Origin of the sequence: Pseudomonas sp. Tn43, from assembly GCF_014192635.1 — a bacterium.
Classification (GTDB): domain Bacteria; phylum Pseudomonadota; class Gammaproteobacteria; order Pseudomonadales; family Pseudomonadaceae; genus Aquipseudomonas.
On sequence record NZ_JACHYG010000002.1, the window covers coordinates 873110 to 896864 of the forward strand.

Consider the following 23755-nt stretch of genomic DNA (forward strand, 5'->3'; position numbering starts at 1 on the left):
CATGCAAACGGCTAATAGACACCGTGTTTTCAACAGCGTTTACCTGGTCATTTTTGTTGCCGGCATTGGTTTTTTTGCGTTGTCGTTCTACCTGCTGGGGATCTTGCCCGGCCAGGAACTGCAAAAGGAAATTGACGCGCGCGCACCCGCTGACATGGCCGATTACACGGCACAGGAAGAGCGGGGTAGAACTGTATATGGCCGTGAGGGCTGCGGTTATTGCCATACTCAACAGGTCCGTTTTGTCGCTGAGGACGTTGCCCGTTGGGGCGCGCCAACGCAGGCCTGGGAAACCCGATTTGATTATCCGCAGTTGTGGGGCACGCGGCGCATCGGCCCGGATCTGGCGCGCGAATCGGGTGTGCGCAGCAACGATTGGCAGCTTACTCATTTGTTCAACCCGCGCTTCGTCGTAGGCGACTCGGTGATGCCGGGGTATCCATGGTTGTTTGACGGCGATCCTGCAAAACCCAAAGCTGATGCGGTGAGTCTGGTGGCTTATCTACAAGCGTTGGGGCGGCCACGGATTGTCTCCGGTTACGACGATGAAACGGCGCCAGCGCCATCGCCAATGGCTGCGGGACATGCCGACAGCATGGACACATCCACGCTGGCAGCGCGGCGCCAGGCGATCTCGGCACAAGCGCGGCTAGACGCAGGGGTGCCGCAATTCTCTCTGCCAGACAATCCGGAAGATTACTCAGTCGCTTTGGCCGCCGGGAAAATCGCCTTCGAGCAAAATTGTACGGCGTGTCACGGTTCGACAGGGGCCGGTGACGGACCAGGCGCTGCATCGCTTCTTCCACGACCGGCAGATTTGCGCGCCGCCAGCTTCACCTCGGGGCACATAGCAGATGCACTGTGGAATGGTCGCTATGGCAGCTCCATGCCGGCGTGGCGCGATCTCGACAACTCAACGCTCGCCGCGTTGACGGTGTACGTTCAGAGCCTGCATACATCGCAAGCCTTGCCAGAGACCGCTACCGGCGAAAGCACTGTGCAGACCGCCACACTCTTCGAGAAAAACTGCAGCAGCTGTCACGGCGCAACTGGGCAGGGCGATGGCCCGGCAGCTCGCAGCCTGGCTCCGCGCCCGGCTAACTTTCAGCTCAAGCAAGGCAACCCTGACTATCTGGAAATGGTCCTGCGCAACGGCATCCCCGGCACCGCCATGCCTCCGTGGGAGGAAGTCTTGACCGATCAACAACGCCACAGTCTGGTGCGTTACTTGCGTTCTCTTTATCAACCTTCTGCTCAGGAATAGCCCATGTTCGCTTTTATGGTCATTACCATGACGTTGATCGTCTTTACCTGCACAATCGCCTGGCTGTCCAGCAAGACAATGAGGAATTGGTCGGAGGTGCCTAAATACCAGATGCTCAAGCGAGAGCAGACCTACGAGCGGGCGCAACGGCGTGACGTCGCCTTACTCGGTTGCGAAAGTGCAGCGAAGAAAGCGACTGTTTGAATAGATTGATTGAGATCTGAAAGTCCGATGTCGGCGTTCACGCTTATCCAGGTGAACGCTTTTTTTTGATAGAGTTCGGCTGACAGATCAGCCTCAGTTAAACACGTTATTTTCCAGGCAATACGTCAGCAGATCCTGATCACTGGAAACATCCAGCTTGCGCATGGCCGCAATCTTTTGCGTGCTGATGGTTTTTGCACTACGGGAAAGGTTGCGGGCAATCGTGGTTACGCTCTGCCCGGCGACAAACATGCGCAAGATTTCGAACTCCTTGGGCGACAGCCGAGAGAGCCTTTCATCCAGCGCTACATTGGGCTCCTTTACGCACGTCGGCGCCGGCTTGGCGCTGTTGAACGAACGACCTTGCGCCACGGCCATCAATGCCAATTGAATCTCGTCATGCAACTGGCTTTTCTGAATGACCCCGACGACGCCCAATTCATGTAGTCGCGTCAGGATCAACGGGCTAGAGATCATGGTCAGTATCAGAATTTTCACATCGGCAAAATGCCTGAGCAGGTATTCCACTAGCTTCAGGCCATCTCCATAAGGTGAATCAGCGGGCATGTTGAAGTCGGTGATCACAAGATCAACGGATTGACGCTTGAGTAACTCGATCAGCTCGTTCGAGCACATCGCTTCACCCACGACGCAAAAGCGTTCATCGCGCTCTATCAGCTCACGTACACCCAACAACACGATAGGGTGATCATCGGCGATCACGACGTTGAGTTTTGCCATGTTCGGCTTTCCCTGATTTATTTTTGAATGCATACGGACTACTCCAGCGCGTCGAGCATGGCTGTCAGTTGCCCCAGCATAGCGCCAATCTCGGTGGCCAAAGCCGGAGTAAGAGGACGGCCATCCAGGCGGCTCTCGAGGCTGACGCAAACGTCCGCCAACTTGTCCGCCCGTACGGCGCCCAAAGCTCCGGCCATGCTGTGCAGATGGCGACCAAGTGCAGCCGCGTCGTTGTCTTGAAGTGAGGCCGTGACCTTGCCAATGTCCTGTTGCATGGTGCTGAAGAACAACGCACGCATTTTCGGCGAAAACTGCGGCTGATCAGGGCGAGGAACATCAGGTGCACACTGGTCGGGATCAACGGCGGGTAATGGATCGGCGACTTTGCAATGTTTGAGCAATTGTGTGCGCAGCATGTGCAGGTTCAATGGCTTGACGAGCCATGCGTTCATGCCCACCGCCGCACAATGTTCGCCTTCATCGCGCAGGGCATTGGCTGTGACGCCGATGATCGGCAAATCAGCATCGTTCCTGCGCAGCGCCCTAGCCAGTTCATAGCCATTCATGACAGGCATGTTGACGTCGGTCAGCACCATGTCAAACACGCCTGGCAGCCATTGGTGGAGGGCTTGTTCGCCGTCGGCCGTGGCGACCACTGTGCAGCCCAGCGCCTCCAGTTGTTCTTTGATGATCGCCCGATTGATCGGGTTGTCTTCGGCAATCAGAATGTTCAGATCCAGGCGTCGGACCTGCTCCGTGAGCGCCGTTCGGCTTCGTTTACCCGCACCTTGTTGGGCGAAACTGACCGCCCAAGCCATCGCCCGGATGTCATGTGCATCGACCGACCAACCCTGGGCGGTGTATTCCGCCGGATTTGCCCCCGCAGTCGTGGCGATGACGCGCGGGCCGGCCCAGGCAGGTTGCGAGGACGGCAACACATCCAGCAGCAGTGCTGAAGAGCCGGGCAAGTGTTTCGCGTCCGGCCCGAGGATGCGGGTTTCCTGGCCCAGTCGGTTGAACCATTTGCAGACATGCTGTGCCAGTTCGGGCGCCGGTGCCTGTACGTAAATCGGCGGCGCATCAGGCGCGAACTCAGGGCAGTCGGTCAATTGGCCTTCTGCGCAAGCGACATGCAAATGCAAAGAGAAACTACTGCCCAGTCCGGGTTCGCTGACCACTTTCAATTGTCCGGCCATCAGTTCACACAACCACCAGCAAATCGCCAGGCCGAGGCCGGCGCCGGCTTCGCTGGACGCATCGCGCACTTGATAGAACGGGTCGAACAGCTGCGTTTGCTGCGCTTGGGAAATCCCGATTCCGGAGTCGCTGACCTGCCATTGCAGATTGGCGCCACCGGCGTTTTGATCCAGCAGCCGTAGTCGCAATACCACGCGACCGTTGTCGGTGAACTTGATCGCATTGCTCAGCAGATTATTGAGAATCTGCCGGATGCGCAGCGGATCGCCTTGCACCCTGTCCGGGACCGACGAATCAATGCAGGCATAAAGCTGCAAGCCTTTGGCCTCGGCGAACGCACTGTAGGCGCGCAAAGTATCTTCGGTAAGCTCCAGCGGGCAGAAGTCCTGAGCTTCAATGGTCATCTGCCCGGATTCGATTTTCGATACATCGAGTACGTCGCTGATCAGCTGAAACAGGGTGGCCGACGAACGATGAATGGTGCGCAAGTATTCCTGTTGACGCGGCCTGAGATCGGTCAGGCCCAACAGTTCGAGCGTGCCAAGAACGCCGTACAACGGCGTGCGGATTTCATGGCTCATGGTCGCCAGAAAGCGCGTTTTCGCCTCATTCGCCGAATCGGCCGCACGCAATGCCTGCTCCAGTGCCGCGGCATCATTTATATGCCGGGTCACGTCATGGAATGCGCAGATCCAGACATCTTCGCCATGGTAGCGTGCGCCTACCACCCCCGCGTGCAGATGGCGTCCATCGATTTCGAGGTCGGTCTGCCCGGGGCTGGTCAGCGGGCGTTTCTGGTTGAGGACCGCGATCAGTCGATCGCTTTGATGCCACTCCTGAATACGCTGGTTTTCCAGCAATACTCGATGATCACTGCAATGCACCACACACAGCCCGGTGGGGGCAGCGTCGATGACCGCGCGGCTGAATGCCTCGCTTTCGGCAATGCTCTGATGCGCTTGATGCGCGGGCAGCACCACGCGGGTTTTGTACCAGCGATTGAAGGCCCAGCCACCACCAATGGTGGCAATCATTAACGTCAAAACGCCGAGCAGTGGCCACCACGCGTAATCGATAAAGCTCTTGAAGCCGACTACGTAAACCGCTGTCCAGCGTTGTGGGCCTTCATTGGAAATCTTGAACACCAGACCGTCGAGGCGAACGTTCAGCCCTTCGCTCAACGTCCGGTCCGGCGGCTCGGTGCCGACCAACAGATTGCCGTTTGGCGCGGTGAGACTGAAGCGGTCGTAGATCGACCATTTCATGATGCGCTCGATATCGTTGATCTGGCTCAGGTTCAACAGCGATGCCACGACTACCCACGTACTGGCACCGTCAATGTCCAGTTGGCTTGCCGGCAGGTCGACATTGATGTAAGCCAGTACCCTCGGCGCGAGGTCTTTATCCACTTCAGCACCATAGCGAACCCAGTGAACCCGGCTGTCCACTGGTTGCGGATTTTTCTCCTGCAGGCGCTGCAATACGTGCGTCACTACTTGCTGGAAGCTGACCCCCTGGATCTGCCCGGCGCCGCGTAATTGCCCGGCGGCGGGCACGGCGATATCAAAGTTGTCGGGGACGTTGAATAGAAACACCTGGGGCGACTGATAGTGCGAGGCCGACCAGAATGCGCTGTAGTAGCTGGCCAGATGCGCGCCCAGCGCGAACACCTTGGCGCGCTCAGCCGTTTCAATCGCTGCCGGGTTGATCTTGACGCTGAAGGGGAGGGAAAAAGACTGCTCTTGAGCCCGGTAAATCCCGCTGCCTTGCTCGGGCATAGGTTCTTGAACAGACATGCTCATCCGCTGCGTATTCAGCGTGAGTCCCTTGGCACTCTGCTTGACGATAGCGCTGAGGAAAGTGTCTTGTTCGCCAATGTTCTCCATCAGTCGGGCGAAGTGATAACGCACCGCATCACGCTGTTCGGCGACCATACGATTCAGGCCCCAGACGCTGAGACCAACCAACACTGATGCCAGACCGCACAGCACCACGACACCTTTATTCATGCGCAGCGAGCTACTGGCCAGTTTGTGCAGACGCGCATTGGGATGAGTCATTGGACCAGCCTGTTGGAGACGTTTAGATAAGCCTTGGACACCGCTACCTCTGATGCAAACAAAATCTGTGCGCCAGGGATTCAATCCACCACAGCTGGGCCGTCCTGGGTCAGCAGTTGCTGAAATTCGGATGATGACACCGCATGGGAAATGAGAAACCCCTGAACCTGAGTGCAGTTGATTCTACGCAATAGCGCCAGCTCCTGTGCTGTTTCCACGCCTTCGGCCACCACCGTGAGACCCAACTGACGTCCAAGTGCGACGATGCTGGTCAGGGCCAGACTCAACTCTTCATTTTCGCCGCAGCCGTGCACCAGCGCCCGGTCAATCTTCAATTCAGTGAACGGCGTCGACACCAGATTCATGTACGAACTGTAGCCCTGACCGAAATCGTCCTGTGAAAGCCCGAATCCTTTCATGCGCAATCGGCACGCACCGGCGTAGAAGTTGCTGATGTCGTCGGGTTTCGAACACTCCATCAGCTCAAAACAGATCATCGCCGGGACACCATGGTGATTGAGGACAAATTGCAGAATCCGGTCCGGCAGGTCCGCACTGTTAAGCAAGTGGGTAGGCAAGTTGATTGACACGGGAATCGCGTAACCTTGAACGTCCCATAGTTTCTGCGCCTTCATCGCTTGCTCGAGAATACTCCAGAGCAGGCTTTCCTCCAGGCCAAATGCCTTGAAGGCGGGCAGAAACACACCCGGCAACAGCACCCCATGCTCGGGATGGATCCAGCGCACCAGCGCCTCTGCTGCGACGATATTGCCGTTGGCCAGCGACTTTTTTGGCTGGAACCAGGCTTGCAATTCACCCTTGTCCAGCGCCCCGAGTATTGCCGGGAGATCAATTTGCGGGCCGGGCGGAGGCAGTGTTGCTTGATGCATTTTTCTCAACTGCTCGGTTAGCTTATGCAATGCACCGCTCTTGACCGGTTTGGAAATCAGGCCGATGACGCTGATGCCCAGATTGCGCGCGGCGAGGCTGGCGCTAGTCAGCATGCGTCGGGAGGCGACGCTCATGATCGCCAGCGCGGGCCTCGAACCTGAAGCTGCCAGACCCTGAATGAACTGGACGCCGTCCATCCCCGGCATTAGCAAATCAGTCAGCACCAGATCGAAGTCGTGTCTTTTAAGGACGTCCAGCGCTACGCTGCCTTCTTGAGCGAACTTCAGCTCAAAGTCTCCCAGTTCGCTGAACAGATTCCGTAAATACCGTTGCTGGAACGGGTGATCTTCAACGATCAGGATACTAAGTGGTTTCATTAGGAGTTCTTTCGTAAGGCGCCAGTTGGTTGTGCAAAGCCTGCAACGTGAAAGGTTTGACCAGGCAATGGTTCATTCCAGCAGCCAGACACAGGGCTTCTTCGCCGCGCATGGCGTTGGCGGTTGCGCCGATGATCGGCACGTGGCAACCCATACGGCGCAACTCTCGCGCCAGTTCGTAGCCATTTTTGCGCGGCATGTTGACGTCGCTCAGAATCACGTCGAAGCGACCTCTGCGCCACATCGTCAGTGCCTCCTCACCATTGCCGGCCAGTTCTGCCGTACACCCTAGTTCCTGCAATTGGTCATGCAGTATCAACCGGTTGATGACGTTGTCTTCAGCCACCAGTATGTGTAAATGCAACTTTTTCAGCTGCCATTGCAGATTGTCTTTTTCCGGTTTGATTGCCGAAAGCCCTTGGGCGCGACTGACGGCCTGATGAATGGCCTCCAGATAGTTGATGTTGACGACCCAGCCGCCGGAACCTGCCTGGGGTTCGTTGTAGCCCTCGCCAGTGGCCATCACCAGCGGCCCCGTCCATTCAGTGACCAGGCGCGCTTTGTAGCAACCGGGATGCAACTCAAGCAGCACGCTGTCTGGCGTATCGGCGCCGCGCGAAGGGCGATCGAGCTGCGGGCGTGCGCCCCATCGACGCAACCAGCCGCTCATGGCTTCCGCGAGTTCGCGAACGGGTGAAAGCACAAACACCACTTTTGGCAACAATGGCGTGAAACTGTCATTCAAGGCGGGGCTTGAGGGCTGTTCCAAAGAGAGAGTCAGCGAAAAACTGCTACCCAGTCCGGGTTCGCTGACCACGCGGATACTGCCATTCATCAAGTGAGTGAGGCGCTGGCAGATGGGCAGGCCGAGGCCAGTGCCGGCGATCACGTTGGCGTGGCCACGAGTTTGATAGAAGGGTTCAAAAATTCGTGTCTGGTCCTCCTGAGTGATGCCTTTTCCAGTGTCCGAGACTTGCCAGAACAAATTGGCGCGCTCGCCGTCGCGGCCAATCAGACTCACGCGCAGGACGATATGGCCCGCGTCGGTGAATTTGACGGCGTTGCTCAGCAGGTTGTAGAGAATTTGGCGGATGCGCGACACATCGCCGATCATCCGTTCCGGCAGTTTCGGATCAATCACCGCATATAGGTCAAGGCCCTTGCCGTGGGCTGCTGCTGCGTATCCCTGGATCACTTCGTGAATCAGTTCGAGTACGCTGAACTCCGTGAGTTCGAGCGCCAGTTGCCCGGCTTCGATTTTCGATACATCGAGTACATCGCAGATCAATTGCAACAGCGTCGCGGATGATCCTTCGATGGTGCGCAGATAGTTGGTTTGTTGCGCATCCAGTTCGGTTCGGGCCAGCAATTCCAAGGTGCCCAACACGCCGTATAAAGGCGTGCGGATTTCATGGCTCATGGTGGCCAGGAACAGGGTTTTTGCTTCGTTCGCTGCATCGGCCAATTGCCGCGCCTGATCCAACGCATCTTCAATCTGAGTGCGGGTGCTGATGTCACTGAAGGCGCAGAGCAAGACGTCTTCGCCCTTGTAACGGGTGGGCGCGCAACTCAGGTACAGGTGACGACCGTCGGCAGCTTCGAAGTAGTCAGTGACTTGCGGGTTCATCTCATCGAATGCCTGGTAGATCCAGCGCGGACTGAGCCGTTCACGCTCACCACTTTGGCCCAGCCATTGCTGTGACAATGTGTTTTCCAGCACCACCTGGCCGTTGACGCGCCGCAGCACACACAGCGCAACGGGTGCGGTCTGGATCACGTCGCTGCTGAATAGTTCGCTTTCGACCAGCGCCTGGATACGACTGATGGTGGGCGTGATGAACCGGTATTCGAGGCGTCGAATCACAATCCACACCAGGCTGATGCTGAACAGGCAAAACAGTAGGGCGCCGCCAAGTCGTGGCCATAGTGCGATGAGCACATCGCGCAAATCGATGGAGTAGACCAACTGCCAGTCGGATGACTTCAATTGTTTGCGCATCACCAGATTATCGGGCAGAAAATTTTTGCCGACGAAGCCAAAGAAATTCTGACGCTGCATTTGCATGAGATTTTTACAGATCTGTGCAGGTTGGCTGTTGCTGAACACCAGCATGCCGTCGGGGTTGAACATCATGAATTGCCCGGCGCTTTGATCATCCAGCGCGTGGGATACTTCGCGGCCGTCCATCTCAAGACCCAACCAGCCGGAATCGAGGTCGTGCGTATCAAGGCGAATGAATATGTATAACTGAGAATGGCTGGACGATTGATTGGTCAGCCACAGCTCGTCCATCGCACTTGAGTTCTCACCTTTCAACGCTTGCAAGCGTTTGAGCATTGCCTGTGGAAAATCGGCCACGACCGGTGTTGCCGTATAAAGCCTTTTCACCTGAAGATTGTTGCCACTGCTGACGTACAGCAAGTTGACCTGCTTGCTCGTCAGATATTGCCGAATCCGCTCGCTCAGCCAAATGCTCCATTGCTTGCCGCGCGTATTGCCCAGCAGCAAATGGACTTCCTCGGGTGATACTTGCGGCTTTACGCCATCTGGCTTGCGAATTGCCGACAGGCTAAGGCTTTCGAGCAGCGCTTGGCGGATGGTGAAAAATGTATGGGCTTCTGCAATCGCACTGCTCATGTGGCTGCGTCTGCGCGACACTTCGGCGTTGAACGTGAGCAGCAGGAAACTGTAGACGCCGCTTAGTATGCCGACGAGCAAAATCACGCCAAAAATACGCAACAAACGTCTTGCGGCGTTTGGCGTAGAGAGGAGGGGGTTGATCTGGTAAAGGTAGTTCTTCAGTTTCATCTGACTACCCTATCGACAGGGTATTTGAGGGGGTATCAGTCGATTCCTAAAACTGGCGCTCTTTACCTTTGTTCGCCGTCGGTACATTAACATCATCCACGGTTACATCATCTCGAAGCTTTAGTTTGGTGTTGCTAGAATGTATAAGCCGCAGGACTACCTGACTCGTTAAGATTTTTTGTGTGGTTTTATAGGGTGTTCCATTGATTGATCACACTAACTCACGGCTATAACTATAAGAACATAAGACGATTCCTAAATGGCAATAATTTATTTATTTGCCGTTCTGTGGTCGATTTTCGGGGTAAGTGGGCATGCGTATATAGGAAGATTCTTATATATATTCGGTAGTATATTTCACGTGAACTGTGTAAAGTCTGTGACGTAGACTAAGCTTCGCAGACTTGGCCGCGCCAGGCGGCGAGTTGAATTATGTCGTAGGAGGCAATGTGAGTAACCGTATTGAGCAGACACTGCTCAAACAATCGACCGCGCTGATGTTTGCTGTGGCAATTGCCGCTATCATCACGGGTTTTTTTTCTGGCTCCCAGTCGATTTTGTTCGATGGGTTTTTTTCGTTGATCGCAACCTTCATCAAGGTTCTAATGCTGATCACCGCCAAATTGATTGCCAAGGAGAGCAACCAGCGCTTCCAGTTTGGCTTCTGGCACCTGGAGCCGATGGTACTGCTCATCGAAGGCAGCTTTCTGTTATTGATTGCAATTTACGCCTTTCTCAGCGGTATGTTTGGCATAATCAATGGTGGTCGCGAGGTCGAATTGGGCATAGTGATCCCTTTTGCGGCACTGCTTAGCGTGGTCTGTTTGGGCTATTTCTTCTATGTCCGATATCGCAATCGTAAGTTGAAATCTTCGCTGATCCAGTTCGACAATATCAGTTGGTTGGTGGATGCAATGCTTTCGATCGGCTTGCTGGTCAGCTTTCTCACCGCGTTGGTGCTCAAGTCGCAAGGCTATGGCGCATGGGCCGCTTACGTCGATCCATCTATCCTGATCCTGTTGGGTCTGAGCATGCTCGCACCGGCGCTTAAGATCTTAAGGCCAGCTTTACGCGATGTACTCGGGATCGTCCCGGATCAGCTGGATGAAAAAGTTCGCCGAGTGATGGATGAGGTTAAAGCCGATCAGGGTTTTTCCGAATACGTCTCGTATGTTCAGAAACATGGACGCGCGCGGTTTATCGAGATCCATGTAGTGTTGCCGATGGATTATCAATTGCAGGATGTGGGAAAGCTAGATGCACTCAGGGAACAGATTTCCGCCAAGCTTGGCAAGCCGGACAATACACGATGGTTGACCATCTGCTTTACCGGAGATCGAAAGTGGATTGTCTGATTTTCTTAGGGATCAAACGAGAGCGCGCATGAACGCATGCGACCATCAATAGTAATTAAGTGAACCAGTATTGTTGCCTTGCCGCGCATTTTTATTCGTGCAGATTAGTGACGTTTAAGGATCGTCTTATGGGTTGGGTGCATGTGCCAATGCATCATTGATTCACCTGCTACGGCAAGCCGTGGAACAGGGACGTTAAATGATGAAATTGCACATCTACTACAGCTAAAGGTAACTTTCATGGTTAAGAATATCTGTAAATGCACCGCCCTGTGTGGCTCCTCGTTGTTGATCCTGATGGCCGCCGTCAGCGCGCAGGCGTCGGACGGCCAAGTTGAATTCACGGGTTCGATCAATGACAACGCTTGTACCATCAGTACCGAAAATGTGAAGAAGTCGGTTGATTTGGGCCAGGTTCGCGTGGCTGACTTTGCCAATACGGTCGGCGCCACCGCTGGCTCCGCTCCGTTTTCCATCTCGCTGGAAAACTGCAGCAGTGCCACGTTGAAAAATGCGGCGATCACCTTTCGCGGGCAGCAGTCGTCTTCCGATCCAACGATCCTGGGCATGACCGGTGCCAATCAGGTAGCGGGAGTCGGTATTCAAATCAACGATGCCCGCACCGGAGCCAAGCTACCCCTCAATACCGCCAGCACGGATTACGTGTTGCGTCCGCAGTCCAATACCTTTGACTTCACCGCATCCTACGTGCGCCTGGTTGCAGACACAGAAGGGGCTGATGGCAAGCCTGGTGTTCGCGGTATCGGCACCGGCCAGGTAAATGCACTGGCCAGTTTCGATGTGACCTACAAGTAATCATGATATTAACGCCAGGGGTCGAATTCAGCAGCGAGCCCTGGTGTTAACCGAGGACTATTTATCATGCGCTTAAAAGTTGCGGCCTTTACGGCTTTGGCGGCGTGTTTTTGGTTGCCCCAGCTTCAGGCGGGCGTCAACGTGGGCACCACACGCGTGGTTTACCAAGGTAAAGACAAAGAGGCGAATCTTTCTCTGGCCAACACCGATGATGATTCGCCTTATTTGGTTCAGTCTTGGGTAAGTCCTTATGACAATCGCGACATCAGTGCCGATGAATTTATTATTACTCCGCCGTTGTTTAGACTCGATGCGAAAAGTCAGAACATTCTGCGAATAATCGCAACCAACGTACAGCACTTGCCCGGCGATAGGGAGAGTTTGTTCTTTGTCAATGTCAAGGCTATCCCGGCGGTGAGCGCCGAGCAGCACAGTCAGAACGTACTGCAGATTGCATTGAAAACGACGATCAAACTTTTTTATCGCCCGGAACACTTGAAGGGGTCACTGAAGGAGGCCGTTGATCAACTGCAGTGGAGCGTTGACGATGGCAAGCTGAGTGTTCGTAATCGCTCAGGTTTTAATGTGGTGGTGAGTGAGGTATTGGTTAATAACACCCTTAATAAAGATTTGCCTGAAGTTATTAGGCCTGTTAGTACACTGCAGTCCTCGCAAGCACTTAAAGCGGGCGATAAGATTGTACTAAGTTATATAAATGAATACGGCAGCACCGTCAAGGCAGACCCCGTCACAGTTCACTAAGTATTAAGGTTCTAAATCTTAAGGAAAGGACTCTCTCATGCCTCGTTTGCGCATGTGTGCCTATGCGCGCCTACCCAAATATTGGAGTTGTTTTGCCCTGATTACTTCAGGTTTGACAACCCCTGCGGTTTACGCGGATTACGGCTTTGATGCTTCATTTCTTGAAATTGGCGGAGGTAACACTTCAGCCGAAGTGGTCGAGCAAGTCAAGACCATGAGCAAGGGGCAACTGCCGGGCGTGTACCGTGTCAATGTGACCGTCGATAATCGGAAGGTAGAGCAACGTGACGTGCGATTCGTTCAGGAAACAGCGAATCAGAAACCATCTCCCACGGGATTGTTCCCCTGTTTCAGTGTTGATGACCTGGCAGCGTTGGGGGTTGAATCGAGCCGGTTAGCTCAGGCCGATATCAGTGTCGACCAATGTGTCTACTTCAACAATGACTTGGCTGATATCACCTATACGTACGACTTTCATAAGCAGCATCTGGATCTGCAGATTCCGCAGGCGTACATCGGCAGCGTTCCGTTTGCAATCAGGCGTAAAAGCTGGAGTGACGGGGAGCAAGTAGCCTTTTCCAACTATAATTTTTCCGGTAGCCATTACGAAGCGTCGTACGGCAATCGTCAGTCACAGTTCGGTAGTTTGCGCAGCGGTATCAATACCGGTGCCTGGCGCTTGCGTAATTTTTCGACCTGGCAGAAAAGCACCAACGTCGATGGCAATTGGAAATCGGTAGATACTTATGCCCAGCGCGATCTGGGCGACATGATGGCCATTGCCACAATCGGCGAGAGCTCTACCGATAGCGAATTATTCGACTCCATTTCCTTTCGCGGTGTTGGCATCGAGTCGGACCTGGACATGCTGCCTGAAAACTCGCGCAACTTCGCGCCCGTCGTGCGTGGCGTGGCAAACGGTCGATCATTGGTCACGTTACGCCAGCGCGGTTACGTAATCAGTGAACAATGGGTGCCTTCCGGTCCGTTCGCGTTAAAGGATCTTTATTCAACTTCCAGTAACGGCGATATCGAGGTGACTGTCGAAGGCCCCAATGGCGAGCGTCAGGTCTACACCCAGTCGTTTTCTTCGGTGCCCTACATGATGCGTGAAGGCCAGCAAAGCTACTCGTTGACGGCAGGGCAGTATCGACCGGCTGATGAGGCAGTCAGTCAGGAAAAACCAGCCTTTGTGCTGGGCACGTTGCGCCGCGGATTGAGCGACGGCACGACGCTGTTTGGCGGCGCCATAGTCAGCGATCAATACAAGTCATCGCTATTGGGTTTTGCTTACGATTTTGCCGGCGTCGGTGCGATTTCCGTCGATGTGACCCATGCGGTCAGCGATGACATGGGGCCTGAGGCTAAAACGCTTTCGGGTCAGTCCTATCGTTTTCGCTATTCCAAAACGTTAGACCTGACAGACACCAACTTCAGCCTGATTGGCTATCGCTATTCCACGAGCGGTTATTACAGCTTCAATGAGGCGGTCAATGCGCGCAGTAATCGTTCGTTAACCCCCTATGTCGATGAGTCCCTGGACAGCGGTCGGGTATTTTCGCCGTACCTGCAAGGCCATATGAAAAGCAGCTTTACAGCCAGTGTATCGCAGCAATTAAACGATTACGGTGGCATGTTCGCCAGCTTGACCAAGACCGATTACTGGAATATGGCCCAGAGCAACACGTCGTTGCAGCTGGGTTACAGTTTCAGCGTCGGTTATGCCTCTTACAACCTTGGGCTGGCGCAGAACAATAGCAGCGGTGATGACACTCGCAGCCTGTCCTTGAGTGTGAGCATTCCTCTGGGACAGCCTGGCAGCAGCAGCCGTATTGGTTTGAGCAGCACCCAGGATTCCAACGGCGGAGCCACTCGCTCAGCCACTTTCAGCGGCTCCAAGTTCCAGGACGATGCGCTGTCCTACACCTTGGGCGTCAACCAGCAGGTCAGTAATGATGAACGGGTCGTGGGAGGTTCGGTTGCCGCACGTTACAACGGTGCCAATGGAATTTGGCACGGTTCGTACAACAGCGATAAAAACAATCGGCAATTGGACTATGGCGTAGAAGGGGCTGTCGTCGCCACGCGGGATACAGTGATGTTTTCTCAGCCGCTGGGGGAGACGAATATTATCGTGGCCACACCTGGTGCCGCCGATGTCGGCGTATTGACCCGAAGCGGCGTCAAGACCAACAGCAGTGGCTACACGATTATTTCGTCGGCCCAGCCTTATCGTAATAATCGAGTGTCACTCAACACTGACTCGTTATCCGATGATGTCGATATTCCTGGACTGGTCCAGGAAGTCACGCCTAACCGCGGCGCTTTCGTGTTGGCCAATTTTCAGACCCATAACGGCCGTCGCCTCTTGGCCAGCGTCACCACACAGCAGGGCGCGCCCGCGCCGTTTGCGGCACAAGCCCAAGTATTCGATCTTGAAGACAACTTGCTCAGCGACGCGATGATTGCAGACAAGGGCAGGGTGTTCCTGACCGGTGTACCGGACAGGTTTCGACTGGTCATCAAGGTTAACGACAAACTTTGGTGTAGCGAGAACCTGGACCTAAAACAATACAACCTGCCGCCAACGGGCATTGGTCAGTTCAAAGTCACTTGCACCCCCTCCAAAAAGATAACGGCTGACGATAACGAATGAGAGGTGCTCCTATGCGTGATCTGACAATGGGAAAATTTATCTGGTTAATAAAAATCAGGCGCTGCTTATTTATTGTTTTTTGCAGCGTTGCCAGTCAATACGCTATGTCTGCGGATCCAATACTTGATTTAACTTGCAGCAACCGCCAAACGGTCTTGTCTCTAAAAGAGGTTGGTCCACTCAGTCCTTTTCAGACCCGTTTATCAGGAACTTGCAAAACGAACTCAATCATCGCGCTGGGTGGGTACTATGCCCAAACACAGACCGTAAAGAGTATTCCGGGGCAATATGTAACGGTAGTGGCAGCAGCAACCGGTGATCCCGTGCCTTATGAAAGTGCTCTATCAGCAACTAATTGCTTTGAACCGCGCAATTGTGAAGGGTACCTGGATGTCGACGATACTTTTCCATACGATTTCATGATTTCTGGAATTACGATGTCCACGCCAGGATTTCAGCATATCGAGGTGAGTATATATGGATACGATAGAGCTTTTTCTACTAAATTCCTCGTTGGGACGGTACTAGTCGCCTATACCGTCGTTCAACCCGCCTGCTCCATGAACTCGGCGTCTCATCTTTCTCTTGGGTTCGGTGCGCTTACGAGCAACGATTTCGCCTCGTCGCAGCAGGTGGCTGAAATCAGCTTGAACTGCACCGCAGACACGCAAGTCAATGTCACGCTCGTACCGACGCAAAGCGCGGTCAATGGTTCCCCTGGTGTATCCGCAACCACCCTTGACGGTTTATCCATGGCCGCCACATGGGTCGACAGCAGCAGCGCCGTTGTTTTTAACACGCCACGCAGTTTTGCAATGAGCGCGGGTACCAACCTCATACAACTTGGGTTCCGGCCCCAACTCAATGCTGGCAGTTCCCCTGTCGGGGAATTTTCCAGCCAGTACACACTGAACATTGTCTATCCCTGATCTTACAAAGGAACTTGATCATGAAATTGCCTCTGTCGCTGACCGCTGCCGTTGTCGTGATGCTGACCTGCCGGTCTGCACTCGCGATTACCGATACTGTCACCATTAATGTATCTGGCACTCTCACCAGGCCGCCTTGCACGGTGACCAGCAGCAAGACGTTGAGCGTGAATTTCGGCAGCCTGCGTTATGACCAAGTCTCCTCCGCGCCAGTGATCCCTGTGCCCATTACGCTATCTTGTCCGGCGAACTCTTCCTTGAGTGTCAGCGTCAAGGCCTCGAGCGCCACGGCCGGCTCGACCACCCGGGCGGCAACGAACAAGGCCAATCTAGCGTATACGCTGACGCTGGACAGCGACAGTTCGGAAGTTGATATCACGGGGGCGAAACGTACGCTGACCGCGCAAAGCGGCGCCGTAGACTTGAGCATGAAGGCAAAGCTCGTTGCGACGGGTGCGCTCACCGAGGGTGATTTCAGTGCTTCGACGATGATCAGTATCGAGTACTTGTGATATGTCAACGGTCATCAGGGTGATGCTGTGGGGGACGTTATTGTCTGCGGTCATGCTTTGCTCCACCAAGACCATAGCCGCTGATACCACCCGTCTCGACATCAGCGGCAGCCTTATCAAGCCGCCCTGTACCGCCAATTTTGGGGCTATGCAAAGCGTTGATCTTCCCAGCGTGAGTCTCAACTCATTGAGAATGGGGCTTAACGAGTGGACAGACGTTGCCCTGGGTTTCCAATGTACGAAAGGCAGTAATGTGCAATTGCGCTTTACTGCCGGCAACGGCGCCTACGACGCCTCTACATTGCGTACCACGTTGGACAAACTGGGATTGAAAACCCGTCTGAGCGACGTGACAGGCACTGTCCGCGAAGTGGATTTCAACCTTGGCGAGCCACTTACTTTTTTGGTAGAGGAGACAGCGCTCAATCTCAAGCTTTCGGTCAAGCCGGTACTCGGCGCACAGGAGTTACCTGCGGTTGGCAGTTATAACGCAACCCTGATGATGGAGATCGTTTACCTGTAGTAGCAGTAGGCTCTCATTTATGTAACAGGTTGGTGGTTTTGTAACTGCATCTCTCCCTCCATTAAAGAGCCTGGATGCCGGCATATTCGAAAGAAAAAATGTCTCGACCTTTGTAATAGTTTCGGGCGGTTACCCTTGTCAGCGATTTAGCTTCTGTTTTTTTATGCGCCTCGTCTGGATTAAATTGCGTTAAGCATCATGCAAGGAGAGATACCCCGTTTCAAAAGCCTTATCGGTAAAACAGATAAGCCTTGCCGGTAATACGGTGAAAAGCCGATAAGAAAATGACTTAAACTACATACCTTCACATCAGGAGGACTGCTATAACGCATTATCACGCATAAGAGGTATGAACACCGTACAGATCGCTGCTGTTCTTAATGGCTTTGCGGAGTTCCATTTCTAGAGTTCCTGGAAAAAGCGAACTGTGGGTGTTTATGGATGGTTAGTCTCGCGTGATTTAACACTCATTCAAGGGGTGGGGTCTTTAAGTCAAGACTTATCGTGCTCCAATGACTTGCGTTTTGTATTCAATTCTGGTGATTGAAGTTGGGCTTATGATCTTTTGCTGATTTAAAAGACTTGAGCCGGATTACCTTCCGTGATTCTGCGTGCCATCTCGGCAGAGAAAGTACATCGGTAATGTAGAGCGCAGTCACTTACTTAAAAGTGCTGTTGCAGTCATGCTTTATCTGCATATAAGAGGGCAGTATGTTTAACCTACAGGCATTAGACTTGGCGCGAATGCAGTTCGCATTCACGGTGTCGTTCCATATTCTGTTCCCGGCTATCACCGTCGGTTTGGCGGGTTACCTGGCTGTTCTTGAGGGGTTGTGGCTCAAAACCCGTAACGACACCTACCGTGATCTGTACCACTTCTGGTCGAAGATTTTTGCGGTCAACTTCGGCATGGGCGTGGTGTCCGGCATTGTGATGGCCTATCAGTTCGGTACCAACTGGAGTCGGTTTTCGGACTTCGCCGGTCCCATCACCGGGACTTTGCTGACCTATGAAGTGCTCACCGCCTTCTTTCTTGAGGCGGGCTTTCTGGGCGTGATGTTGTTCGGCTGGGGCCGCGTCGGGCGCGGATTGCATTTCTTCTCGACTGTAATGGTGTCTCTTGGAACGCTGATATCGACCTTCTGGATTTTGGCGTCCAATAGCTGGATGCAAACCCCCAATGGTTTCGAAGTCGTTAACGGACAGGTGATTCCGACGGATTGGCTGGCGGTAATTTTCAACCCGTCGTTTCCCTACCGCCTCGCACACATGTCGATCGCTGCGTTCGTCGCCACCGCCTTTTTTGTCGGTTCATCGGCTGCCTGGCATCTGTTGCGCGGCCGTGATAACCCGGCCATCCGCACCATGCTGTCGATGGCCATGTGGATGGCGTTGATTGTCATGCCCATTCAGATCATGGCCGGTGATATGCACGGCCTGAATACGCTGGAACATCAGCCGGCGAAAATTGCTGCGATTGAAGGTCATTGGCAAAACCGTGGTAACGAACCGACGCCGCTGATTCTGTTCGGCTGGCCGGACATGAAAGCGGAGAAGACTGGATACACCGTCGAAATTCCGTACCTGGGCAGTCTGATACTGACCCATAGCCTGGAAAAACAGGTTCCCGCCCTGAAATCGTTTGCCCCTGAAGATCGGCCGAACTCGACCATTGTGTTCTGGTCGTTCCGGGTCATGGCCGGCCTCGGCATGTTGATGCTCTTCACCGGATTGTGGAGCTTGTGGTTACGCAAACGCGGAACGCTTTACCAGTGCCGCCCCTTTCTGTACTTGGCGATGTTCATGGGGCCGTCCGGTTTGATCGCGATTCTCGCTGGTTGGTTGACTACGGAAATCGGTCGTCAACCGTGGGTGGTGTATGGACTGCTGCGTACTGCCGATGCTTCCTCAAACCACAGCGTGGCACAAATGAGCCTTACCCTGGTGCTGTTTGTGGTGGTGTATTTCGCGCTGTTCGGGACCGGTTTCGGCTACATGATGCGCCTGGTGCGCAAAGGTCCGAAGACCAACGAAAGCGCAGAAATCAGCCACGCAGGTCCTGGTCAGCAACGTACGCCGGTTCGTCCACTTTCCGCTACTGACGACAACGGTGAAGGTGATCACCACCTTAGCCTGAACAAGGGGAATTGAGTTATGGGTATCGATCTTCCATTGATATGGGCCGTGGTCATCATTTTCGGCATCATGATGTACGTGATCATGGACGGCTTCGACCTGGGGATTGGCATTCTCTTTCCGTTCATTCCGGGCAAGACCGATCGTGACGTGATGATGAACACCGTCGCCCCGGTCTGGGACGGTAACGAGACCTGGCTCGTACTGGGTGGCGCGGCGCTGCTCGGTGCTTTCCCGTTGGCTTACTCTGTGGTGTTGTCGGCGTTATATCTGCCGCTGATTCTGATGCTGTTCGGGCTCATATTCCGGGGCGTGGCCTTTGAGTTCCGCTTCAAGGCCAAAGAACACAAGCGTCATATCTGGGACAAAGCCTTCATAGGTGGTTCGCTGGTCGCCACCTTCTTCCAGGGCGTGGCGCTGGGAGCGTTCATCGATGGTATACCGGTGGTCAATCGGCAGTTCGCTGGTGGTGAGCTGGACTGGTTGACACCTTTCAGCCTGTTCTGTGGCGTGGCCCTGATCGTCGCGTATGCCTTGCTGGGGTGTACCTGGCTGATCATGAAAACCGAAGGCAGGTTGCAGGAACGAATGCATAACCTGGCTCGGCCGCTGGTGCTCGTGCTGCTGGCGGTAATTGCCATCGTCAGTATCTGGACCCCACTCACCCATCCCGAGATTGCCTCGCGTTGGTTCACCTTGTCGAACCTGTTCTGGTTTCTGCCGGTGCCGATCCTGGTGCTGGTCACAACCTGGTGCCTGCTCAAGGCGGTGGCGCGCAACGCGCACTACACGCCGTTCCTGCTGACCCTGCTGCTGGTATTTCTGGGCTACAGCGGTTTGGGCATCAGTCTGTGGCCGAACATCGTGCCACCGTCCATTTCAATCTGGGAGGCTGCTGCCCCACCGCAAAGCCAGGGCTTTCTCCTGCTGGGCACCTTGTTCACCATCCCGTTCATCCTGGGTTACAGCTTCTGGAGCTACTACGTGTTCCGCGGCAAGGTCACCCACGAAGACGGTTACCACTAGTAGAGGAGGGCTCCAATGGACAGTAAGACAATTGTTGAACCGGCCGAGCATAAGCCACTACTGCGGCAGAAGTTGGGCTGGATGCTGGTGATTTATGTGGGCAGCGTGGCGGCACTGGGTGTGTTTGCCATGCTGATCCGACTGTTCATGCAGGCGGCGGGAATGAAGTCGCACTGACTACCGTTCTGATTCCGGATACAGCCTCTTCAAAAGTCGAGCGTTTGGCCGAAGAGGCTGTTCTTTGCTGTCGATGCATATTCATTCGTGGGGGGCATACCCGTATTAACCAACGAACGGCGAAATTGCGATAAGCAACTCACCCAAAAATGAGCGCACGCTCAGTCACACATACATCAGGAAGATTGTCATGTCGCTTAAAGATCCCGCAACTATCAATGCGGGAGCCAAACCCCTTAGCCATTTGAGCCGACCTCGCGATGCGATACGCCAGTTCACGCCGAACTGGTTCGCAGCGACCATGGGCACCGGCATTCTTGCCTTGGCCCTGGCTCAGTTTCCTCTCGCCATTCCTGGCTTGAGGTCCATTGCCGAAGGGCTCTGGATGTTCAACATCCTTCTGTTCTGTACATTCAGTGCGATGTACATGGCTCGGTGGATCATGTTTTTTGACGAGGCCAAGCAGATTTTCGGGCACTCCACGGTCTCGATGTTCTTCGGCACTATTCCGATGGGGCTTGCGACCATTATCAATGGTCTTCTAGTGTTCGGCGGTGCTCGTTGGGGCTCAGCGGTCATACCGTTGGCTGAGGCCCTATGGTGGATTGATGTGGTCATGGCGCTCGCTTGCGGTGTGCTGATTCCTTACATGATGTTCACCCGTCAAGAGCACAGCATCGATCAAATGACGGCCGTCTGGTTGCTGCCAGTTGTCGCGGCGGAAGTCGCGGCTGCAAGTGGTGGGGCGCTGGCTCCGCACCTGCTCGATACCGGCGCGCAATTCGTTATGTTGATTACCAGTTACGTACTGTGGGCCTATTCGGTTCCTGTCGCGCTGAGCATTCTGGTCATCCTGCTGTTGCGCATGGCGTTGCACAAACTGCCCCACGAAAGCATGGCCGCATCCAGCTGGTTATCCCTGGGGCCTATCGGTACGGGCGCGTTGGGCATGCTGGTCATAGGCAGCGACGCTCCCGCGATCTTTTCGATGCAGGGATTGCAGGGGATTGGCGAGGTTGCTCAAGGCATTGGCCTGATTGCCGGCATTCTTTTCTGGGGCCTGGGGTTGTGGTGGATGGCAATGGCCACGCTCATCACGGTCCGTTACTTTAAGGCGGGTGTTCCTTTTAACCTGGGGTGGTGGGGGTTTACTTTTCCTATCGGCGTCTATGCCCTCACGACGCTCAAATTGGGCGCTATTCTGCATTCCGTGTTTTTCAATATTTTTGGCGGATGCTTGGTGTTGGTGTTGGCGGCCCTGTGGTTGATCGTGGTTTCCAGGACGATTGCTGGCGCCTATCGAGGAGATCTTTTCGTCTCGCCATGCCTCGCGTCTTTGGCTAAATAGTCAACTCATCAATAGCTGCCTCAGGCTTGCGAGCCTGAGGTCAGCGGCCTACCTGACCTCCTGCATGACCTCTCTTTATTTACTCAGCCTGGGTGCCAAGTGAGTGCTGTTTCATTAGCACTGACTGCATCGTCCAGATTCTGGACAGTCTGAGTACCCGCCAGCATTTGCCTCCAGTCATGATTATTTCTCTTATATGAACCTTCATCACCTCTTAATCTTTCATACGATTACCAAGACCGGCAGCATCACTGCCTGTGCAAAGGCGTTGCACATTTCGCAACCGGCGTTGTCTCGCGAATTGCGAAAACTTGAGGAGCGCTTCGGTCTAACACTGTTTGAACGCCAACCGCGTGGTATGCGTTTGACGCATGCAGGGGACGTTCTTGCCGAATATGCCGATCGGCTCTTTGATATTGCCAGAACGGCCGACCTGGCAATGAAGGAGCTCGAAAGCGCCAAGATTGGGCACCTATCCATCGCGGCGAGCAGCACTATCGGCACCTATGTCTTGCCGCGCGTTCTTGCACGGTTTCGCAATAACAATCCAGGTATAAAGGTCAGCCTTTTCGTGAACAACACGGAACAGGTTTCTGAGGCCGTTGCGGATATGCGCTACTCGCTGGGCTTTATTGAAGGTCCGTTGCATATAGAAGGATTGACCGCTACCCGTTTTCGCGAAGATGACTTGGTGCCAGTAGTCGCCGCGTGGCACCGGTTGGCCGATGCTACTGCCATTAACCCCGGTGATATCGATGACGAGCCATTGCTGATGCGCGAGATGGGATCGGGCACCCGCGAATTGGTGGTGGCAGTGCTCGAAGACCTGGGTGTGCAGCAAGGATCAATCATGGAGTTCGGCAACACCGAGGCCATCAAACAGGCTGCGATTCATGGTGCCGGTATCGCTTGGCTGCCCTCCATCAGTATCACCGATGAAGTGGCCAATGACGTACTCATCCCTTTAACCTGCGCGCAGCTCACGCTTCGCCGAACGTTGAGCATTGTGCGGCGCGCGGCTGTTCCTGACGGGCCGGCCGAGCGCGAATTACTCTCCTTGCTCGGACAGTAACTGCAAACGAAGGGCAAATAGAGGTGCTGCATGAAAAAGGCTCGCTATCTTTTAGATGCGTTTGCTCGCGCGACGATCATCAATCAGTGGCGTTCTCGTTTCTGTGTCTTTTGATCTGTGTGAAGAGGCAAAAAAAGGGCTGAGTAGCGAACTCAGCCCGAAACTCTTCAAACGGAACCTGCAGAGCGGCTTGGGTTTAGCGATTGCCCGTCGCCGGCGGTTGATGGTGCTGCGGGGTGACATTGACCATGAGGCTACCTGGCGCGTTCTGAATTGAATCGAACAGCCACGCAGGCCTATGGGTCACTTCGGCCAACGCGGGAAGACCTTGGCCAGCCAATGGTCCGCGCTGACATAGCGACCTGCGCCATAGAAGAACAGCACCATAATCATGATGGCGTAGGTCACCGTGAATTCGATGCCGTTGTTGAGGATTATCGGGTCACCCAGTTCCGTCACATAGTTGAAGCGGCCCGGAAAGGATTGCTGCAGCCATGTCATCAGACCACTGAACCGCATACTGGCTTCGCTGGATTTGTCGGCAATCGCGGCCCAGCCGTGCGACCAGTGGACGGACAGACCGGCGACGGTCATCAATATCGCCAACGGAATGGTGACGATGCGGGTGAACAGACCCAAGGCAATGCAGATGAGTCCTGCTACTTCGGTTCCCGTCGCAAGCGTGGCCATCAGCGTAGGCAAAGGCATGCCAAGGCCGCCTTGAGCCGTTGGAGTGGCGAACCACTCGATCAGGCCACTGAAACCGGTAACTTTAGCGTGGGCGCCCTCGTAGAGGGTGGGCAGCAGATACAAACGGATGGAAAGGAGCGCTACGAAATCCAACTTTTTGGACTTTTCGAGGCCGCGATTCAGAAGTGCGATCAGTTTAGCCATGGTGAT

19 protein-coding genes are annotated in these 23755 nt (G+C 54.4%); 14 read left to right on the forward strand and 5 right to left on the reverse strand.

The features are described from left to right. The first annotated feature begins 1 nt into the window (after position 1). Together FHW68_RS08245 and FHW68_RS08250 are read left to right on the forward strand one after the other, a co-directional pair. Positions 2-1264, forward strand: a complete 1263-nt coding sequence (locus tag FHW68_RS08245) for a cbb3-type cytochrome c oxidase subunit II (protein ID WP_183679848.1) — start codon at positions 2-4, stop codon at positions 1262-1264. A 3-nt stretch (positions 1265-1267) separates the two neighbouring features. Then, positions 1268-1468, forward strand: coding sequence for a hypothetical protein (locus FHW68_RS08250; protein WP_183679850.1), 201 nt, complete (start codon positions 1268-1270; stop codon positions 1466-1468). 93 nt (positions 1469-1561) lie between these two features. Here FHW68_RS08250 and FHW68_RS08255 read toward each other — a convergent pair whose 3' ends face one another. The 4 genes from FHW68_RS08255 to FHW68_RS08270 form a co-directional block, all read right to left on the reverse strand. Beyond that, the gene (locus FHW68_RS08255; protein WP_183679852.1) at positions 1562-2209 is read right to left on the reverse strand and encodes a response regulator; all 648 of its coding nucleotides are present in this window, start codon (positions 2207-2209) and stop codon (positions 1562-1564) included. Between the two features lie 38 nt (positions 2210-2247). Further along, complete coding sequence (locus FHW68_RS08260) at positions 2248-5466, reverse strand: hybrid sensor histidine kinase/response regulator (protein WP_183679854.1); 3219 nt, start codon at positions 5464-5466, stop codon at positions 2248-2250. 80 nt (positions 5467-5546) lie between these two features. Continuing rightward, a complete protein-coding gene (locus tag FHW68_RS08265; RefSeq protein WP_183679856.1) occupies positions 5547-6734 on the reverse strand; it encodes an EAL domain-containing protein in 1188 nt (395 codons plus the stop codon). Further along, entirely contained in the window at positions 6721-9543 is a 2823-nt protein-coding gene (locus tag FHW68_RS08270; protein ID WP_183679858.1) for an ATP-binding protein, read from the reverse strand. The genes FHW68_RS08265 and FHW68_RS08270 overlap by 14 nt, the downstream gene beginning before the upstream one ends. 449 nt (positions 9544-9992) lie before the next feature. On the opposite strand from FHW68_RS08270, the gene FHW68_RS08275 reads away from it, so the two are divergent. From FHW68_RS08275 to FHW68_RS08330, 12 genes are all read left to right on the forward strand, one after another. Then, positions 9993-10898: a cation diffusion facilitator family transporter gene (locus FHW68_RS08275; RefSeq protein ID WP_183679860.1), complete on the forward strand. Its 906-nt coding sequence runs from the start codon at positions 9993-9995 to the stop codon at positions 10896-10898. 240 nt (positions 10899-11138) lie between these two features. Beyond that, positions 11139-11714 (forward strand): fimbrial protein, encoded by a 576-nt coding sequence (locus FHW68_RS08280; protein ID WP_183679862.1) that lies wholly within the window; start codon positions 11139-11141, stop codon positions 11712-11714. 66 nt (positions 11715-11780) lie between these two features. Continuing rightward, positions 11781-12476 carry a molecular chaperone gene (locus FHW68_RS08285; RefSeq protein ID WP_183679864.1) on the forward strand — a complete coding sequence of 232 codons (696 nt, stop codon included), beginning with the start codon at positions 11781-11783 and terminating at the stop codon, positions 12474-12476. Positions 12477-12513: 37 nt separating this feature from the next. Then, complete coding sequence (locus FHW68_RS08290; protein ID WP_183679866.1) at positions 12514-15132, forward strand: fimbria/pilus outer membrane usher protein; 2619 nt, start codon at positions 12514-12516, stop codon at positions 15130-15132. A gap of 11 nt (positions 15133-15143) precedes the next feature. Next, the gene (locus FHW68_RS08295; protein ID WP_183679869.1) at positions 15144-16061 is read left to right on the forward strand and encodes a fimbrial protein; all 918 of its coding nucleotides are present in this window, start codon (positions 15144-15146) and stop codon (positions 16059-16061) included. 20 nt (positions 16062-16081) lie between these two features. Continuing rightward, positions 16082-16573, forward strand: a complete 492-nt coding sequence (locus FHW68_RS08300) for a fimbrial protein (protein ID WP_183679871.1) — start codon at positions 16082-16084, stop codon at positions 16571-16573. A 1-nt stretch (position 16574) separates the two neighbouring features. Continuing rightward, positions 16575-17096: a fimbrial protein gene (locus tag FHW68_RS08305; RefSeq protein WP_183679872.1), complete on the forward strand. Its 522-nt coding sequence runs from the start codon at positions 16575-16577 to the stop codon at positions 17094-17096. 711 nt (positions 17097-17807) lie between these two features. Beyond that, positions 17808-19247 carry a cytochrome ubiquinol oxidase subunit I gene (locus FHW68_RS08310; RefSeq protein ID WP_183679874.1) on the forward strand — a complete coding sequence of 480 codons (1440 nt, stop codon included), beginning with the start codon at positions 17808-17810 and terminating at the stop codon, positions 19245-19247. Between the two features lie 3 nt (positions 19248-19250). Continuing rightward, the gene (gene cydB, locus FHW68_RS08315; RefSeq protein ID WP_183679876.1) at positions 19251-20258 is read left to right on the forward strand and encodes a cytochrome d ubiquinol oxidase subunit II; all 1008 of its coding nucleotides are present in this window, start codon (positions 19251-19253) and stop codon (positions 20256-20258) included. Between the two features lie 15 nt (positions 20259-20273). Beyond that, positions 20274-20435: a DUF2474 domain-containing protein gene (locus FHW68_RS08320; RefSeq protein ID WP_008041684.1), complete on the forward strand. Its 162-nt coding sequence runs from the start codon at positions 20274-20276 to the stop codon at positions 20433-20435. A gap of 190 nt (positions 20436-20625) precedes the next feature. Beyond that, positions 20626-21783 carry a TDT family transporter gene (locus FHW68_RS08325; protein WP_183679878.1) on the forward strand — a complete coding sequence of 386 codons (1158 nt, stop codon included), beginning with the start codon at positions 20626-20628 and terminating at the stop codon, positions 21781-21783. Between the two features lie 196 nt (positions 21784-21979). Next, the gene (locus FHW68_RS08330) at positions 21980-22855 is read left to right on the forward strand and encodes a LysR family transcriptional regulator (protein ID WP_183679880.1); all 876 of its coding nucleotides are present in this window, start codon (positions 21980-21982) and stop codon (positions 22853-22855) included. 303 nt (positions 22856-23158) lie between these two features. On the opposite strand, the gene FHW68_RS08335 is transcribed toward FHW68_RS08330, so the two are convergent. Further along, a complete protein-coding gene (locus tag FHW68_RS08335; protein ID WP_183679882.1) occupies positions 23159-23749 on the reverse strand; it encodes a DoxX family protein in 591 nt (196 codons plus the stop codon). Positions 23750-23755 lie beyond the last annotated feature (6 nt).

What these genes read in the sequence shown, in the direction of transcription:
- FHW68_RS08245 (WP_183679848.1), top strand. Translation starts at nt 2, where the DNA reads ATGCAAACGGCTAATAGACACCGTGTTTTCAACAGCGTTTACCTGGTC.
- FHW68_RS08250 (WP_183679850.1), top strand. Translation starts at nt 1,268, where the DNA reads ATGTTCGCTTTTATGGTCATTACCATGACGTTGATCGTCTTTACCTGC.
- FHW68_RS08255 (WP_183679852.1), bottom strand. Translation starts at nt 2,209, where the DNA reads ATGGCAAAACTCAACGTCGTGATCGCCGATGATCACCCTATCGTGTTG.
- FHW68_RS08260 (WP_183679854.1), bottom strand. Translation starts at nt 5,466, where the DNA reads ATGACTCATCCCAATGCGCGTCTGCACAAACTGGCCAGTAGCTCGCTG.
- FHW68_RS08265 (WP_183679856.1), bottom strand. Translation starts at nt 6,734, where the DNA reads ATGAAACCACTTAGTATCCTGATCGTTGAAGATCACCCGTTCCAGCAA.
- FHW68_RS08270 (WP_183679858.1), bottom strand. Translation starts at nt 9,543, where the DNA reads ATGAAACTGAAGAACTACCTTTACCAGATCAACCCCCTCCTCTCTACG.
- FHW68_RS08280 (WP_183679862.1), top strand. Translation starts at nt 11,139, where the DNA reads ATGGTTAAGAATATCTGTAAATGCACCGCCCTGTGTGGCTCCTCGTTG.
- FHW68_RS08285 (WP_183679864.1), top strand. Translation starts at nt 11,781, where the DNA reads ATGCGCTTAAAAGTTGCGGCCTTTACGGCTTTGGCGGCGTGTTTTTGG.
- FHW68_RS08290 (WP_183679866.1), top strand. Translation starts at nt 12,514, where the DNA reads ATGCCTCGTTTGCGCATGTGTGCCTATGCGCGCCTACCCAAATATTGG.
- FHW68_RS08295 (WP_183679869.1), top strand. Translation starts at nt 15,144, where the DNA reads ATGCGTGATCTGACAATGGGAAAATTTATCTGGTTAATAAAAATCAGG.
- FHW68_RS08300 (WP_183679871.1), top strand. Translation starts at nt 16,082, where the DNA reads ATGAAATTGCCTCTGTCGCTGACCGCTGCCGTTGTCGTGATGCTGACC.
- FHW68_RS08305 (WP_183679872.1), top strand. Translation starts at nt 16,575, where the DNA reads ATGTCAACGGTCATCAGGGTGATGCTGTGGGGGACGTTATTGTCTGCG.
- FHW68_RS08310 (WP_183679874.1), top strand. Translation starts at nt 17,808, where the DNA reads ATGTTTAACCTACAGGCATTAGACTTGGCGCGAATGCAGTTCGCATTC.
- cydB (WP_183679876.1), top strand. Translation starts at nt 19,251, where the DNA reads ATGGGTATCGATCTTCCATTGATATGGGCCGTGGTCATCATTTTCGGC.
- FHW68_RS08320 (WP_008041684.1), top strand. Translation starts at nt 20,274, where the DNA reads ATGGACAGTAAGACAATTGTTGAACCGGCCGAGCATAAGCCACTACTG.
- FHW68_RS08325 (WP_183679878.1), top strand. Translation starts at nt 20,626, where the DNA reads ATGTCGCTTAAAGATCCCGCAACTATCAATGCGGGAGCCAAACCCCTT.
- FHW68_RS08330 (WP_183679880.1), top strand. Translation starts at nt 21,980, where the DNA reads ATGAACCTTCATCACCTCTTAATCTTTCATACGATTACCAAGACCGGC.
- FHW68_RS08335 (WP_183679882.1), bottom strand. Translation starts at nt 23,749, where the DNA reads ATGGCTAAACTGATCGCACTTCTGAATCGCGGCCTCGAAAAGTCCAAA.